Genomic DNA, 14,566 nt, shown 5'->3' with positions numbered 1-14,566 from the left:
AGACCTGATCGTGCTTGCGGGCGGCCCGCAAGTCCTTTCGCCGCGGTTGCGGCATGTATCGTTATATTTCGGCTCGCCCCCAGGCGACGCGCACTTCGTGCCGCTGCTCCACCCCTACCGGGAGAAGGAATACAGGTGACTCAGCCCGCCATGGCGGCGGCGGGATCGTCCGACTCGAGCACGGCCCTGGCCCAGGCCTCGAGCTTGCTGGTGTCGGCGCGCAGCACTTCCTGCTTGACCGCGAGGATGCGCGAGGGATGCATCGAGAAGCTGCGCAGGCCCAGCCCCAGCAGCAGCCGTGTGAAGGCCACGTCGCCGGCCATCTCACCGCATACCGACACGCCCTTGCCCTGGCGGAGGCACTCCGTGATGGTGTCGGCCACGAGGCGCAGCACGGCCGGGTGCGCGGGGTCGTACAGGTGCGCGACCGACTCGTCGGCACGGTCGATGGCCAGCGTGTACTGGATCAGGTCGTTGGTGCCGATCGACAGGAAGTCGAAGTGCTTCAGGAAGATGCGCAGCGTGAGCGCAGCCGCCGGAATCTCGATCATGGCGCCGAGCTTCACCTGGCCGTACACCGCGCCGCGGTTGTCGAGCTCGGTGCGCGCGAAGTCGATCAGCGACAGCGTCTGGCGAATCTCGCTGGCGTGCGCGAGCATGGGAATCAGCAGGTGGATCTCGCCGTGCGCGGCCGCGCGAAGGATGGCGCGCAGCTGCGTGAGGAACATGGCCGGGTCGGCCAGGCTCCAGCGGATGGCGCGCAGGCCGAGCGCGGGGTTCAGGTGCTCCTGCTTGTTGGACGACTTGCTGTCCAGCGGCTTGTCGGCCCCCACGTCGATGGTGCGGATGGTCACGGGCATGCCCTGCATTCCCTCGACCGCGCGCTTGTAGGCCTGGTACTGCTCTTCTTCGTCGGGCAGGCGCGTCTGGCGCGTGGACGACTCGCGGCCCATGAAAAGGAACTCGCTGCGAAACAGGCCCACGCCCACGGCGCCGGCCTTGACGGCGCCCACGGTGTCTTCGGGCATCTCGATGTTGGCGAGCAGCTCGACACGCTGGCCGTCGAGCGTGACGGCCGGCTTGTGGCGCAGCCGCGCGAGCCGGCCGCGTTCGAGGTCGCCCTGGCGCTGCTTGAAGCCGTACTCGGCCAGGATGATCGGCGACGGGTCGACGATCACCACGCCGGCGTCGCCGTCGATGATCACCCAGTCGTCCTGGCGCACCAGCTGGCTGGCGGTGCGCGCGCCGACCACGGCCGGAATGTCCATGCTGCGCGCGACGATGGCGGTGTGCGAGGTGCGCCCGCCCACGTCGGTCACGAAGCCGGCGAACACGCTCTTCTTGAACTGCAGCATGTCGGCCGGAGAGAGGTCGTGCGCGATGAGCACCAGCGGCACGTCGATGCCGTCGCCCGCGGTGGGGTCGTCGGCGTCGTCGTCCGTGGCGGCGGCGCGCTTGCGCCGCGGCGGGCTCGGCGCGAGCACGGCGGCCGTGCCCTTCATGCGGTGCAGCAGGCGCTCGACCACCTGTTCGAGGTCGGCCTTGCGTTCGCGCAGGTACGCGTCCTCCATCTCGTCGAACTGGCGCGCGATGATCTCGAGCTGCGTGGTCAGCGCCCATTCGGCGTTGTAGAGCCGCTCGCTGATCCAGTGCTTCACGCCGGTGCTGAGGGCCTCGTCCTGCAGCAGCATCTGGTGCACCTCGAGCAGCGCGGACAGTTCGTGCGGCGCGTCGTTCGGGCCCATCAGCGCGACGTTGGCCTGCAGCTTGATGAGCTCGTCGGCCACCGCGTTGCGCGCGGTGCGCACGCGGTCGATCTCGGTCTCGATTTCTTCGGGCTTGATGAAATAGTGGGCCACGTCGATGCGGCTCGACACCACCAGCACCGCGCGCCCGATGGCAATGCCACGGGCAACGGGAAGGCCGTGGACTGCGAAGGTCATGGCAGGGTCCTTACTCGCCTTCGCCGAACTTGTCGTCCATGAGGTGGACGATGGCGTTCATCGCTTCTTCTTCCTGCGGCCCGTTGGTTTCGAGCTCCACCGTGGAGCCGAGCCCGGCAGCCAGCATCATCACGCCCATGATGCTCTTGGCGTTGATGCGGCGGTCGCCGCGCGAGAGCCACACCTCGCAGGGAAAGCTGCCTGCGAGCTTGGTGAGCTTGGCCGATGCGCGTGCGTGCAGGCCCAGCTTATTGCTGATGGTCACGGATTTCTTGATCACTGTGCTTTCTCTTGGCCTGGTTCTGGGGAGCCGCCACCGCCACCTGCATGACGCCAGCGGTGCCGCCCGCGAGGGCGCGCTGCACCAGCGTCTCCAGCGGCTCGTGCCGGTAGGTGACCGCGCGCAGCAGCATCGGCAGGTTGACCCCCGCCACCAGCCGCGAACGGGCGCCGTCCACGAGTTTTTGCGCCACGTTGCAGGGCGTGGCGCCGAACACGTCGGCCAGCACCAGCACTTGCGAGCGCGGTGCGCGCAGCTGCTGATCGAGCGTGATGCGCGCGGCGGCCAGCGTTTCCTCGGGCGACACGTTGGGCAGCACGTCGAGCGCGACGATGGCCTGCTCGCAATCGGGGAACACATGCAGCGCACACTGCCGCAGCGCATGGGCGAACGGTGAGTGGGCGATGATGAGGATGCTGTTCATGCGGGACGGAGGACGACGCGTCGATTATGCGGGGCCGCCCAGGGTAAGTAGATATGTGACACAACGCGGCAGCCCGGAAAAGCGGACAGTGTTGCACCCGTACCCACGCGAAGCGCCGCCGTCATGGCAGACGCAGGCCCTCGAAGAAGGTTTTGGACGCCTCGCCCGAGGAGGGCGTCCCCAGCACGGTGGCCTGGTAGAGCGCCACGGTGCCGTCCTTTTGCGACTGGGCGAACCAGAGGATCTGCACGGGCGCGGCACCCTGCTTGCGCCCGTCGAGCCGCAGCGGAGCCGGCGTGGCCGTTGCGCGTTGCAGCGCCACTTGAGTTTCCGTCACCTGCGCCTCGCCCGTCCCCTCCAATTGGCCGCGCGTGGCGGTGCGCCAGGCGTCGAGCCACGCCTCGGCCTGCACGGGGCCGTTGGCCGACGCATGGGCGATGGCGAAGGTGGCGCCGCCGGCCTCGCAGCCCGTCATGTCGACCTGCACCGATTCGGCGCCCAGCGGCAGCGCGCGGTTCGCGCGGTCGGCCTTGCAGGGCAGCAGCGCGATCAGGCCGGCCTGGGCAATGGGCACCTCGCGCCAGTTGAAAGTGGGGCTGCAGGCGGCAACCAGGGCTGCGATGGCCAGCGCGAGCCAGGAGCGGGGGACGGACGACGGCATGGGGCAGCGATTATCGAGCCGCAAGGCGTCGCCGAGGGGCACCGTGGCGTCGCCAGCACGAATCGGGCGGGCGGAACTAAAATCGCGCCGCCCTTCTCATCTGTGAAGCCATGAAGAAATACATCGCTGCTGCCTCCGTCGTCCTTGCGCTGGCCGTTGGCGTGGGCGTGTACTTCGGCTCCGGCGCCACCGCCGCGCCCGCCTCGACCTTCGTGTTGCTCGACGGCACGCAAAAGAGCACCGCGGACCTGAAAGGCAAGGTCACCCTGGTCAACTTCTGGGCCACGAGCTGCGTGACCTGTGTCGGCGAAATGCCCAAGGTGATCGCCACCTACGACAAGTACAAGGCGCAGGGCTACGACACGCTGGCCGTGGCCATGAGCTACGACCCGCCGAGCTACGTCGTCAACTTCGCCGAAACGCGCAAGCTGCCGTTCAAGGTGGCGATCGACAACACCGGAAGCGTGGCGCAGGCCTGGGGCGACGTGAAGCTCACGCCGACCACTTACCTGGTCAACAAGCGCGGCGAAATCGTGAAGCGCTATGTGGGCGAGCCGGACTTCGCCGAACTGCACAAGCTGATCGAGAAATTGCTGGCCGAAGCCTGAGCCAGCACCCTCACCGACAAGAAAGAAGGCGCTCCCGAAAGAGCGCCTTTTGTTTTTGCAGCCGCGCCGGTGGCGCGCCTATTGGTTGCGGAAGCTGTCGTGGCAGGCCTTGCAGCTGGCCGCGGTCGGGCTGAACTGGGCCTTGAGCGCATCGAGGTTGCCGGCCCTGGCCGCGGTCACCAGCTTGCCGGTCTCTTCGATCAGCTTCTGCTGGCGCTCCTTGAACCTGGCGTCTTCCTTCCAGACCTCAGGCCTGGCCTTGCCGCCCTCGGTGCCGGGGCCGAACGCCGCCCAGGGCAGCTTCGCCATGTCGGCGACCACTTCGGCGTTGGCGGCGGCCGCCGACGCGTCGTAGGGCACGCGGCCGTTGGCCATGGCACCGAGGCGGCCGAAATGCTGGCTCATCACGAACAGCGCGCTCTGGCGATACTTGACGGCGTCTTCGGGCTTGGCGAACTGGGCTGCGGCGGGCAGGGACAGCACAGCACAGGCGGCTGCGAGTGCGAACGAGGCAAATCGGGTCATCGTGCAGGTCCTTGTGGGGGGAAACGCCGTCGGGCGCGGCGCTGCGGGCGAGTGTAGGGGCGTGTTGCGGCGGACACATAGCAACAACCCGAAGCGGACTGGGGCCTGGACTTTGCTAATCTGCGCCTTCCGCAGCATCGCGCTCCCGCGCCTTCCTCGATGACCGACTCCTCCGTGGCCGCCTCTGGCGCCAGCGCCCGCACGCGGGTCTGGGACTTGCCGACGCGCCTGTTCCACTGGACGCTGGCCATTGCCGTCACCGGCATGATCGGCACCGGCCTGGGCGGGGTCATGGAATGGCACTTCCGCATCGGCTACCTGGTGCTCTCGCTTCTGCTGTTCCGGCTGCTCTGGGGTTTTGCGGGCGGACGCTGGTCGCGCTTTGCCGCTTTCGTCTATTCGCCGGGGGCGGTCGTCACCTATCTGCGTGGCCGGGCGCACCCGGACCATCTGATCGGACACACGCCGCTGGGAGCGCTGTCGGTGTTCGCGGTGCTGGCGTTGCTGGCGCTGCAGGTCGCGACCGGATTGATGGCGGACGACGAGATTTCGGCCTCCGGGCCGCTCACGCGCTTTGTCTCCGGTGAGGTGGTGAGCCTGGCCACGCGCTGGCACAGCGCGCCGGGCAAATGGACCGTGATCGCGCTGGTGAGCCTGCACGTTCTGGCGGTGCTGTTCTACGTTCTGGTCAAGCGGCATCGCCTGGTGCGACCGATGGTGACGGGCGACAAGCTGCTTGGCGCGGCGGGCGGACAGGTCGCCGCCAGCCGCGACGATGCGGCGTCCCGTCTGCTGGCGCTGGTGCTGTTCGCGCTGTGCGCCGGCCTGGCCTATTGGGTTTCTTCGTTGCGCATATGAGCTTTTCCGTCTCACGCCCCCTGCCGCTGTCGGCCATGCCGGCCGTCGTGCTGCTCACGCCTGAAGCGGCGCACGAGATCGACGCCACGCGCGCGATCTTCCGCGACTACGCCGCCTCGCTGGGCATCGACCTGGAATTCCAGGATTTCGATGGCGAACTGGCCGGCCTGCCGGGCGACTACGCCGAGCCGCGCGGCACGCTGTTGCTGGCGCTGGTCGACCCCGTCAACGTGAAGGAAGATGCCGGCCGCCGGACGCCGACACTCCAGCGCGCCGACGGTACGCTTGCGCACGTGGCGGGGTGCTGCGCGCTGCGCCCGCTGGACAACGCGGACTACGTGAACGCCGCGGAAATGAAACGCCTCTACGTGCGCCCCGGTTTCCGCGGACTGGGCCTGGGCCGGCAGCTGGCCGAGGCCATCCTGGATGCCGCACGCGGCGCGGGCTACAGCTGCGTGCTGCTCGACACCCTCGACGACATGGAGTCCGCCCGGGCCCTCTATGAAGACCTGGGTTTCGCGGAGGTGCCGCCCTACTATCACAACCCCGTCGCCGGGGCCCACTACCTGAAAGCGGATGTCTAGCCGGGCTCAGCCGCGGGCTTGTGCCAGCAGCGTGTCGGCGTCGCTGACTTCGAACTTGCCCGGACCTTCGACATTGAGCGTCGCGACCTTGCCGTCCTTCACGAGCATCGAATAGCGGTTGCTGCGCACGCCCATGCCGCGGCCGGTCAGGTCGAGCGTCAGGCCGGTGGCCTTGGCGAAGTCGGCGCTGCCGTCGCCGAGCATGCGCACCTTGGTACCGGTCTTCTGGTCGCGCGCCCATGCGCCCATCACGAACGCGTCATTCACGCTCACGCACCAGATCTCGTCCACGCCGGCAGCCTTGAAGTCGTCGAAGTGCTGCACATAGCCCGGCACGTGCTTGGCCGAGCAGGTGGGCGTGAAGGCCCCCGGCAGCGCGAACAGCGCAATGGTCTTGCCGGCCGATGCCTTGGTCACGTCCACGGCGTTCGGGCCGATGCTGCAGCCCTCGCCCTCGACTTCGGAATATTCCTGCAAGGTGGCCGAGGGAAGGGTGTCGCCGACTTTGATCATGTAGATGCTCCCGAAAAAGAAAAACGGCCCACATTGTGGGCCGTTTTCGAAGGGGCTGTATCGAGCCGGGTATCCAGGCTTTTAGACCAGGACGGCCTTCTCGACCAGACGGGTCACAACCCAGTTCTTGGTCTTCGAGATCGGACGGCTTTCCGTGATCTCGATGGTGTCGCCCAGCTTGTACACGCCATTCTCGTCATGAGCGTGGTACTTGCTGGTCTTGGCCACGATCTTGCCGTAGAGCTCGTGCTTCACACGGCGCTCGACCAGCACGGTCACGGTCTTGGCACGCTTGTCGCTGACCACCTTGCCAATCAAGGTGCGCTTGAGGGATTTTTTAGGTTCCGTCATGTTCATTCCTTATTTGGCGGCGGGGGTTTCTTGCTGCTTCTGCGCAAGAATGGTTTTGGCGCGCGCGATGTCGCGGCGCGTCACGCGCAGCGTCGAGGTGTTCGACAGCTGTTGCGTGGCTTTCTGCATGCGCAGGCCGAAATGGGCCTTTTGCAGTTCCTTGACTTCAACCTTCAGCGCGTCGACATCTTTCGTGCGAAGCGTTGCGGCCTTGGTCACCTTGGCCGGAGCCACGGTTTCTTTTTTCTTACGGGTTGCCATGGGTGTTCTCCTCTCAGGCGCCGAGCTGGCGAGCGACGAACGTCGTGCGCAGCGGAAGCTTGGCGGCGGCCAGGCGGAACGCTTCGCGGGCGAGTTCTTCGGGCACGCCGACGATCTCGAACACGATCTTGCCGGGCTGGATTTCAGCGACGTAGTACTCGGGGTTGCCCTTGCCGTTACCCATCCGCACTTCAGCGGGCTTGGTAGAGATGGGCTTGTCCGGGAACACGCGGATCCAGATACGGCCACCGCGCTTCACGTGACGCGAAATCGCGCGACGAGCGGCTTCGATCTGGCGTGCCGTGAGGCGGCCGCGATCGGTGCATTTGAGACCGAAATCACCGAACGCAACCGAGTTACCCGTGGTTGCGACGCCGGTGTTGCGGCCCTTTTGTTCCTTGCGGAACTTTCTTCTTGCAGGTTGCAGCATGTTTTATTACTCCGTTAGAGCCCCAGGCGCTTTCGCGCCCGGGAGCGACCGATTACTCGGTCTTGGCACCGTCCGCTGCTGCAGCGGGCGCGGCTTTGCGGACGCGCTTAACGGCGGGTTTCGAGTCACCGGCTGCGCCGGTTGCTTCTGCGGGCTTGTCGCTGCCATCGGCAGGAGCGGTGTTGCCACCGATCGGGCCGCGGGCACCGGCGCGGGGGCCGGAGCTGGGACCACGACGGTCGCCACCCGGACGGTCGCCAGGGCGACCATCACGGCGGGGACCACGCGGACGACGTTCTTCTTCAGGACGCGGCGTTTCGACGGCCGGCAGGTCGTTACGACCCAGCGTGTCGCCCTTGTAGACCCAGACCTTGACGCCGATGACGCCGTACGTGGTCTTGGCTTCCGAGGTGCCGTAGTCGATATCGGCGCGCAGGGTGTGAAGCGGCACGCGACCTTCGCGATACCACTCGCAACGAGCGATTTCGATACCGTTCAGGCGGCCCGACGACATGATCTTGATGCCCAGGGCACCCAGACGCATGGCGTTTTGCATGGCGCGCTTCATGGCACGGCGGAACATGATCCGCTTTTCGAGCTGCTGCGTGATGCTGTCAGCGATCAGCTGTGCATCGATTTCGGGCTTGCGCACTTCTTCGATGTTGACCGCGACCGGCACGCCGAGCTGCTTGCCCAGTTCGCGCTTGAGGTTCTCGATGTCTTCGCCCTTCTTGCCGATCACGACGCCCGGACGTGCCGAGTAGATCGTGATGCGTGCATTCTTGGCGGGACGTTCGATCATGACGCGCGAAACCGAAGCGTTCTTCAGCTTCTTCTTCAGGTATTCGCGAACCTTGATGTCTTCAGCCAGCATTCCCGCGAAATCGCGGTCGCTTGCATACCAGCGGCTGGACCAGTTACGGGTAACCGCAAGGCGGAACCCGGTTGGGTGGATTTTCTGTCCCATGTTTCTTCCAGGCCTTCTTAGTTGCCAACCGTCACGTACACATGGCACGTGGGCTTGCTGATGCGATTGCCGCGACCCTTGGCCCGCGCCGTGAAGCGCTTGAGCGTTGCACCTTGCTCGACGTAGATGGTCTTGACCTTCAGCTCGTCGATGTCGGCACCGTCGTTGTGCTCTGCGTTGGCAATAGCCGACTCCAGCACCTTCTTGATGATCACAGCGGCCTTTTTCTGCGTGAACTGCAGAACGTTGAGCGCTTGATCGACCTTCTTGCCGCGGATCAGGTCCGCAACCAGACGGCCCTTGTCGACCGACAGGCGGACACCGCGGAGGACTGCACGTGTTTCAGACATGGTCGTTCCTTACTTCTTCTGGACTTTTTTGTCCGCGGGGTGCCCCTTGAACGTGCGCGTGAGCGCAAATTCGCCGAGCTTGTGGCCGACCATCTGGTCGGTGATGTACACGGGCACGTGTTGCTTGCCGTTGTGCACAGCGATGGTCAGACCGATGAATTCGGGCAGGACCATCGAGCGGCGCGACCAGGTCTTGATCGGCTTCTTGTCCTTGGTCGTCACGGCCTTGTCGGCCTTGGCCACCAGGTGGTGGTCGACGAAAGGACCCTTTTTGAGAGAGCGAGTCATTGGCTATCCCTTACTTCTTGCGACGCGACACGATGAAGACCTGCGTGCGCTTGTTGTTACGGGTGCGATAGCCCTTGGTCAGATTGCCCCATGGGTCGACAGGATGGCGGCCTTCGCCAGTCTTGCCTTCGCCGCCACCGTGCGGGTGGTCGACCGGGTTCATCACCACGCCGCGAACGGTCGGGCGAATGCCCTTCCAGCGCTTGGCGCCTGCCTTGCCGAGTTGGCGCAGGCTGTGCTCTTCGTTGGCCACTTCGCCGATGGTTGCGCGGCATTCGATGTGGATGCGACGCACCTCACCCGAACGCATGCGGACCTGGGCGTAGACGCCTTCGCGAGCCAGCAGCGTCGCCGACGTGCCGGCCGAACGCGCGATCTGCGCGCCCTTGCCGGGTTGCAGTTCGATGCAGTGGATCGTCGAGCCGACCGGGATGTTGCGGATCGGCAGGGTGTTGCCGGCGCGGATCGGGGCTTCGGCGCCCGACAGCAGCGTTGCACCGGCTTCAAGACCGCGCGGGGCGATGATGTAGCGGCGCTCGCCGTCGGCGTAGCAGACCAGAGCGATATGGGCGGTGCGGTTCGGGTCGTACTCGATGCGTTCGACCTTGGCCGGAATGCCGTCCTTGTTGCGCACGAAGTCGACAACGCGGTAGTGGTGCTTGGAACCACCGCCCCGGTGACGGATCGTGATGTGACCGTTGTTGTTACGGCCGGCCTTCTGGAACTGGGGTTCCAGCAGGGCTGCGTGAGGAGCACCCTTGAACAGGTGATCACGCGAAATCTTCACCGCGCCGCGTTGGCCCGGCGAAGTGGGTTTCATCTTGATGACGGCCATGATTAAGCGCCTTCCCCGACGAGGTTGAGCTCTTGACCCGGCTTCAGCGTCACATAGGCCTTGCGAACGTTGTCGCGGCGGCCGATGGACTTGCCAAAGCGCTTGGTCTTGCCCTTGGTGTTGAGCACCGACACGCCCTGGACTTCGACCTTGAACATCAGTTCGACAGCGGCCTTGATCTCGGGCTTGGTGGCGTCTTGCAGCACCTTGAAAGTGACAGCGTTCGACTTCTCGCCGACCATCGTGGCCTTTTCGGACACGATCGGGGCGACCAGCACCGCCATCAGGCGGCCTTCTTCGAACGTACGTTCAGCGGCGGTAGGGTTCACGCGGCTCATGCGAACATCTCCTTGAGCTTGTCGACGGCACCCTTGGTGACCAGCACCTTCTTGTAGTGAACCAGCGACACCGGATCGGCGTAACGGGGTTCGACCACGAGGATGTTGACCAGATTGCGCGAGGCAAGGTACAGGTTTTCGTCGACTTCTTCGGCGATCACGAGCACGGACTCGAGATTCATTGCCTTGAAACGGGCTGCCAGCGGCTTCGTCTTGGGCGAATCCACGGTCAGCGAATCCACCACGGCCAGACGGCCTTCGCGAGCGAGCTGCGAGAAGATGGCGGCCATGCCGGCGCGGTACATCTTCTTGTTGATCTTCTGCGAGAAGTTTTCGTCAGGCATGTTCGGGAAGATACGGCCACCCCCGCGCCACAGCGGCGAGGACGTCATACCGGCACGGGCGCGGCCCGTTCCCTTTTGCTTGAAAGGCTTCTTGGTCGAGTGCTTGACCTGTTCGCGGTCCTTCTGGGCGCGCGTGCCTTGGCGGGCGTTGGCCTGGAATGCAACGACGATCTGGTGAACCAGGTCTTCGTTGTAGTCACGGCCGAACACGGTTTCGGGGGCGTCGTACTTCGACGCGGCCTGGCCTTGTTCGTTCAGGAGTTCGAGTTCCATTACTTCGCTCCTTCAGCCGCTTGCGGCTTGGCCTTGATGGCGGGACGCACGGTGACGAAGCCACCCTTCGAACCCGGAATCGCGCCCTTGATGAGCAGCAGTTGACGCGCTTCGTCGATGCGGAACACGTCGAGGTTTTGCGTCGTGCGGGTGACGTCGCCGAGGTGGCCCGTCATGCGCTTGCCGGGGAACACGCGACCGGGGTCTTGTGCCATGCCGATCGAGCCGGGAACGTTGTGCGAACGGCTGTTACCGTGCGACGCGCGTTGCGACTTCATGTTGTGGCGCTTGATCGTGCCTGCGAAACCCTTGCCGATGGAAGTGCCTTGCACGTCCACCTTCTGGCCCACGGAAAACACGCTGCTCGCAGCGATCACGCCGCCAGCCTTGTGCTGACCTGCGGTATCTGCGGTGACGCGGAATTCCTGGATGATTTCGCCAGCTTCGACACCTGCCTTGGCAAGGTGGCCGGCTTGGGGCTTGGTCACGCGCGATGCTTTGCGCGAACCGAACGTCACCTGCAGGGCGACGTAGCCATCGGTCTCTTGGGACTTGATCTGGGTCACACGGTTGTTGGACACATCCACCACCGTGACAGGAACTGCGTCCCCGTCATCGGTGAAGAGACGCATCATCCCCACCTTGCGGCCCAGCAACCCGAGGGAGTTGCTCAGACTCATATGTTTTCTCCAAAAATGGAAATCCTCTTCCGCCACTGCCACTTCAATTGGCAACAGCGTTTGCCAGATTTCTCCGGCTACGGAAGAAGGTTGATAAATCTCTGCCCACACAACACCCTTGCGGACGCAACAAGGGCAGAGCCAGCGATTATAGCCCGCGATGCGGGCGCGGCGCAAGCGTTGCAAAAACGTCCGATCGGCAGGGGCCAAAGGGTCCGTTTCGAGCCTATTTGGCAGGCTCTTTCGGCTCTTGGGCAGGCAGCGAGATGATCTTTTCGCCGTCCGCCGAAGACTTCATGTCGCCCGCCGACCTGGTCGCCGGCGTGCTCGAGCCCGTCTGCACAGGGATCGCAACGATGCTCATGGCCCCGTTTTGCGTCACGAAGACGTTCAGGTAGGCGAGGCCTTCGCGGCTGCTCGTTACCGTCGCAGTGGCGCTCGTGCGCTGGCCGACCGGCAGCGCCAGGGTGCTGCTTGTCGACAAGACCAGGCCCGCATCCGTCGTCAGGCGCACCGTGGCGCCGGCCGGGTCCGTCACGCCGTCGAACTGCAGGAAGACGGAAACCGGCCGGCCGGCCTGCGCCACGCCGTCGACCCGGTACTGGATCGCCACACCCGAATCGTTCGATTTGCGCACTGCGACCGTCATGGAGGCGTGAGAAGTCGATGCGGCCTGCTTGCCTCCGCGCGGCGCCGGTACGCCGTCCGCCCAGGCTGGCATGGACACGACGGCGAGCGTCAGCCATGCCGACGCGGCGATCATCGAGCTGGAACGGAAGTTCATGGCGGTCCCCACTGCTATTGGATGGTCACGCCGAAACAGGTGTTCGTGGCGGAATTGTTGAGATCGTTGATCACCAGCACGTAGGCGCCTGCCGACAGATTGATCGAACCGGGATTTCGACTGACCACGCCCCCTTGGTAGATCGCTGCATTGGCGGCGGCGCCCGGTGGCGGTGTGATCCCGAACTGGTACGTGCGACTGGTCGGCACAACGAAACGCAGGTACGCGAAGCTGCCGAGCTTGTTGCCCTCGCGCTTCGGATCCACGGCGTTCGTCACGCAGGCCTGGGTGCTCGCGCCACCGATCGCGGCCGGCTTGTACATCGGCAGCACGACCGGCTGGCCGCCGTCGTTGCGCTCCTGATCGCCATAGGCATCGTTGGCGGCCGCGCTGATGTTCTGACCCGCCAGCAAGGAGGTGAGCACCGACGCGCTGCCGGGCGCCGCCGCGTCGAATGCCGCGGTGAACGGGTGAATCGACGTGACCGGCGCCCCGCCGCGGAACAGGACACTCGTCATCGTGTCGTGAATCGGCTTGAACCCGACCTGCTGGTTCAGGTTCCAGAAGATCGACTGGACCGAGGTCTCGCGGAACCAGCCCGGATTGGACGGCGGCCCCTTCGAAAGATCGAGATTCGTTCCCTGGGATTGGCCAGGGCCTCCCGAATCGACATAGTTGCTCCGCCCGAGCGCGATGCCGGACCAGGCGTTACCCCAACCTTCGGAGAAGGCAAGCCGCCGATCGACGAGGTCGCTCGTGGCGTGCTCGCCGCCTGTCGAATCGTCACGGCTGAAAGAGGCTTGGTAGTAGTGCCCCCACTCGTGAGCAATCACGGGCGCGTCGAATTCGTCGGTGTCCACGTTTTCCTTGCCGAGCACGTAGATTTCTGCGCCCGTACTCCTGGCGATGAAGAACGTGGTGCCGATCTGTCCCAGCGCGACGCTGCCCGGGGCGTTCGTGTTGCTGACGCTCCAGAACACCTTCAGCGACGGAAACGCCGTCACCGGCGCCACAGACAACACCTTCTGCATCGCGGTGTAGATCGTGTCCATCACGGCAAACGGCGCGGACACCCGCTGGCTGGTGTAGCCCGATCCGCCCCAGCCGCTGCCGGCACGTACGTCGCGGGTCAATGCGGCAGTGCCCGTGAAGAACGCTGACGATTGCATGGAATAGATTGCGCTGGACTGCGTGTTGTCCCGCACGGTCACGTCCCAGCTCGCCGCCGGTCCGGGACGCGTCAGCTGTGCGCGGACGCGCACGACGACGGTCGTGTTTGCCGGCACGCTCACGGCATAGGCGCCGCCGTCGTCGGTCGAGGTCGCCACCAGTTGGCTGCCACCCGCATCGAGCACTTCGACATAGGCGCCGCGCACCGGCTTGACCGAGGTGTCGGTGTAAACCAGGCCTCCACTGACATTCGGCACAGACTCGTAGGTGGCCGTGCCGCTTAAGGTGACAGGGCCTGCCGCGGGAGCAGCTACCGGAAAAAAGGGCAAGCCCCCACCGCCGCCTCCCCCGCCTCCCCCGCCACCACCGCCACAGGCGGTCAGCAGCGCGGCCGCCACGATGCATGCCACCAGCCCCGACGCAAAGGAGAACTTCTGTTTCATCACTTGTGCAGCCCTCGTTTTCAGCACCGGCCCGTGCGCTGAACATTACCGGTGCGCGAGGATGCCACAGCCGCATGACAAAAAACAAAGCCCGCCGGCATTTCTGCGGGCGGGCCTTGTCAAAACGCGACGCGAGGTGCGCGAGAACCGGTGCTTACTGCAGCTTGATCTCGACGTCCACGCCAGCCGGCAGGTCGAGCTTCATCAGCGCGTCCACGGTCTTGTCGGTCGGGTCGACGATGTCCATCAGGCGCTGGTGCGTGCGGATTTCCAGCTGGTCGCGCGACGTCTTGTTGACGTGCGGCGAACGCAGGATGTCGAAACGCTTCATGCGGGTCGGCAGGGGCACGGGGCCCTTGACGATCGCGCCGGTGCGCTTCGCGGTGTCCACGATTTCAGCGGCCGATTGGTCGATCAGCTTGTAGTCGAACGCCTTCAGGCGGATGCGGATTTTTTGCTTGGTTGCCATGATGATTCCTTTGCGTTCGGCTTAGATGTCGAGGATCTTGGCCACGACGCCCGAACCCACGGTACGGCCGCCTTCACGGATGGCGAAGCGCAGGCCTTCTTCCATCGCGATCGGGTTGATCAGCTTCACGGTGATGCTGACGTTGTCGCCAGGCATGACCATTTCCTTGTCGGCGGGCAACTCGATC

Annotated in this window: 23 protein-coding genes; 3 read left to right on the top strand and 20 right to left on the bottom strand. The window is 65.0% G+C overall.

What is annotated here, in order from left to right; translation table 11 throughout:
• Nucleotides 1-140 precede the first annotated feature (140 nt).
• The 4 genes from ptsP to ACSFA5_RS31435 form a co-directional block, all read right to left on the bottom strand.
• Entirely contained in the window at nucleotides 141-1,943 is a 1,803-nt protein-coding gene (gene ptsP / locus ACSFA5_RS31450; protein ID WP_435447970.1) for a phosphoenolpyruvate--protein phosphotransferase, read from the bottom strand.
• Nucleotides 1,944-1,953: 10 nt separating this feature from the next.
• The gene (locus ACSFA5_RS31445; RefSeq protein ID WP_081266134.1) at nucleotides 1,954-2,223 is read right to left on the bottom strand and encodes an HPr family phosphocarrier protein; all 270 of its coding nucleotides are present in this window, start codon (nucleotides 2,221-2,223) and stop codon (nucleotides 1,954-1,956) included.
• On the bottom strand, nucleotides 2,192-2,647 hold the full coding sequence (locus tag ACSFA5_RS31440; protein WP_108141989.1) for a PTS sugar transporter subunit IIA: 456 nt from the start codon (nucleotides 2,645-2,647) through the stop codon (nucleotides 2,192-2,194). The genes ACSFA5_RS31445 and ACSFA5_RS31440 overlap by 32 nt, the downstream gene beginning before the upstream one ends.
• A gap of 121 nt (nucleotides 2,648-2,768) precedes the next feature.
• The gene (locus ACSFA5_RS31435) at nucleotides 2,769-3,308 is read right to left on the bottom strand and encodes a hypothetical protein (protein ID WP_435447969.1); all 540 of its coding nucleotides are present in this window, start codon (nucleotides 3,306-3,308) and stop codon (nucleotides 2,769-2,771) included.
• Nucleotides 3,309-3,418: 110 nt separating this feature from the next.
• Between ACSFA5_RS31435 and ACSFA5_RS31430 the strand changes: the two genes are divergently transcribed.
• Nucleotides 3,419-3,916, top strand: coding sequence for a TlpA disulfide reductase family protein (locus ACSFA5_RS31430; RefSeq protein ID WP_435437677.1), 498 nt, complete (start codon nucleotides 3,419-3,421; stop codon nucleotides 3,914-3,916).
• 78 nt (nucleotides 3,917-3,994) lie between these two features.
• On the opposite strand, the gene ACSFA5_RS31425 is transcribed toward ACSFA5_RS31430, so the two are convergent.
• Complete coding sequence (locus tag ACSFA5_RS31425; RefSeq protein ID WP_435447968.1) at nucleotides 3,995-4,441, bottom strand: c-type cytochrome; 447 nt, start codon at nucleotides 4,439-4,441, stop codon at nucleotides 3,995-3,997.
• Between the two features lie 159 nt (nucleotides 4,442-4,600).
• Between ACSFA5_RS31425 and ACSFA5_RS31420 the strand changes: the two genes are divergently transcribed.
• Both ACSFA5_RS31420 and ACSFA5_RS31415 read left to right on the top strand, forming a co-directional pair.
• Nucleotides 4,601-5,299: a cytochrome b/b6 domain-containing protein gene (locus ACSFA5_RS31420; RefSeq protein WP_435447967.1), complete on the top strand. Its 699-nt coding sequence runs from the start codon at nucleotides 4,601-4,603 to the stop codon at nucleotides 5,297-5,299.
• Nucleotides 5,296-5,883 (top strand): GNAT family N-acetyltransferase, encoded by a 588-nt coding sequence (locus ACSFA5_RS31415; RefSeq protein ID WP_435447966.1) that lies wholly within the window; start codon nucleotides 5,296-5,298, stop codon nucleotides 5,881-5,883. Before ACSFA5_RS31420 ends, ACSFA5_RS31415 begins: the two co-directional genes overlap by 4 nt.
• Nucleotides 5,884-5,889: 6 nt before the next feature.
• Here the strand turns inward: ACSFA5_RS31415 and ACSFA5_RS31410 are convergent, their stop codons facing one another.
• From ACSFA5_RS31410 to ACSFA5_RS31340, 15 genes are all read right to left on the bottom strand, one after another.
• A complete protein-coding gene (locus tag ACSFA5_RS31410) occupies nucleotides 5,890-6,396 on the bottom strand; it encodes a peroxiredoxin (protein ID WP_435447965.1) in 507 nt (168 codons plus the stop codon).
• Between the two features lie 81 nt (nucleotides 6,397-6,477).
• A complete protein-coding gene (rpsQ, locus tag ACSFA5_RS31405; RefSeq protein ID WP_435447964.1) occupies nucleotides 6,478-6,747 on the bottom strand; it encodes a 30S ribosomal protein S17 in 270 nt (89 codons plus the stop codon).
• Between the two features lie 9 nt (nucleotides 6,748-6,756).
• A complete protein-coding gene (gene rpmC, locus ACSFA5_RS31400; protein WP_435448035.1) occupies nucleotides 6,757-6,966 on the bottom strand; it encodes a 50S ribosomal protein L29 in 210 nt (69 codons plus the stop codon).
• Between the two features lie 55 nt (nucleotides 6,967-7,021).
• Nucleotides 7,022-7,438, bottom strand: a complete 417-nt coding sequence (rplP, locus tag ACSFA5_RS31395) for a 50S ribosomal protein L16 (RefSeq protein ID WP_093136308.1) — start codon at nucleotides 7,436-7,438, stop codon at nucleotides 7,022-7,024.
• 52 nt (nucleotides 7,439-7,490) lie between these two features.
• Nucleotides 7,491-8,405, bottom strand: coding sequence for a 30S ribosomal protein S3 (rpsC, locus tag ACSFA5_RS31390; RefSeq protein WP_435447963.1), 915 nt, complete (start codon nucleotides 8,403-8,405; stop codon nucleotides 7,491-7,493).
• Nucleotides 8,406-8,422: 17 nt separating this feature from the next.
• Nucleotides 8,423-8,755 (bottom strand): 50S ribosomal protein L22, encoded by a 333-nt coding sequence (gene rplV / locus ACSFA5_RS31385; RefSeq protein ID WP_007838134.1) that lies wholly within the window; start codon nucleotides 8,753-8,755, stop codon nucleotides 8,423-8,425.
• 9 nt (nucleotides 8,756-8,764) lie between these two features.
• Nucleotides 8,765-9,043, bottom strand: a complete 279-nt coding sequence (gene rpsS, locus ACSFA5_RS31380; RefSeq protein WP_007838132.1) for a 30S ribosomal protein S19 — start codon at nucleotides 9,041-9,043, stop codon at nucleotides 8,765-8,767.
• Nucleotides 9,044-9,053: 10 nt separating this feature from the next.
• On the bottom strand, nucleotides 9,054-9,878 hold the full coding sequence (gene rplB, locus ACSFA5_RS31375) for a 50S ribosomal protein L2 (protein ID WP_093057772.1): 825 nt from the start codon (nucleotides 9,876-9,878) through the stop codon (nucleotides 9,054-9,056).
• 2 nt (nucleotides 9,879-9,880) lie between these two features.
• Nucleotides 9,881-10,216, bottom strand: a complete 336-nt coding sequence (gene rplW, locus ACSFA5_RS31370) for a 50S ribosomal protein L23 (protein ID WP_007838129.1) — start codon at nucleotides 10,214-10,216, stop codon at nucleotides 9,881-9,883.
• Nucleotides 10,213-10,833 carry a 50S ribosomal protein L4 gene (gene rplD / locus ACSFA5_RS31365; RefSeq protein WP_093218836.1) on the bottom strand — a complete coding sequence of 207 codons (621 nt, stop codon included), beginning with the start codon at nucleotides 10,831-10,833 and terminating at the stop codon, nucleotides 10,213-10,215. The genes rplW and rplD overlap by 4 nt, the downstream gene beginning before the upstream one ends.
• Nucleotides 10,833-11,513: a 50S ribosomal protein L3 gene (rplC, locus tag ACSFA5_RS31360; RefSeq protein WP_409169220.1), complete on the bottom strand. Its 681-nt coding sequence runs from the start codon at nucleotides 11,511-11,513 to the stop codon at nucleotides 10,833-10,835. Before rplC ends, rplD begins: the two co-directional genes overlap by 1 nt.
• Before the next feature lie 226 nt (nucleotides 11,514-11,739).
• Nucleotides 11,740-12,297: a hypothetical protein gene (locus tag ACSFA5_RS31355; protein WP_435447962.1), complete on the bottom strand. Its 558-nt coding sequence runs from the start codon at nucleotides 12,295-12,297 to the stop codon at nucleotides 11,740-11,742.
• 14 nt (nucleotides 12,298-12,311) lie between these two features.
• On the bottom strand, nucleotides 12,312-13,910 hold the full coding sequence (locus ACSFA5_RS31350) for a hypothetical protein (protein ID WP_435447961.1): 1,599 nt from the start codon (nucleotides 13,908-13,910) through the stop codon (nucleotides 12,312-12,314).
• A gap of 154 nt (nucleotides 13,911-14,064) precedes the next feature.
• Nucleotides 14,065-14,379 (bottom strand): 30S ribosomal protein S10, encoded by a 315-nt coding sequence (gene rpsJ / locus ACSFA5_RS31345; RefSeq protein WP_007838118.1) that lies wholly within the window; start codon nucleotides 14,377-14,379, stop codon nucleotides 14,065-14,067.
• Between the two features lie 21 nt (nucleotides 14,380-14,400).
• Nucleotides 14,401-14,566: EF-Tu C-terminal domain-related protein (locus tag ACSFA5_RS31340; protein WP_475539812.1), on the bottom strand; the 166-nt coding region annotated here is incomplete at its 5' end.

This window comes from Variovorax monticola, from assembly GCF_051216855.1.
GTDB lineage: Bacteria > Pseudomonadota > Gammaproteobacteria > Burkholderiales > Burkholderiaceae_C > Variovorax.
This window is presented reverse-complemented; position numbering and strand designations above follow the sequence as displayed.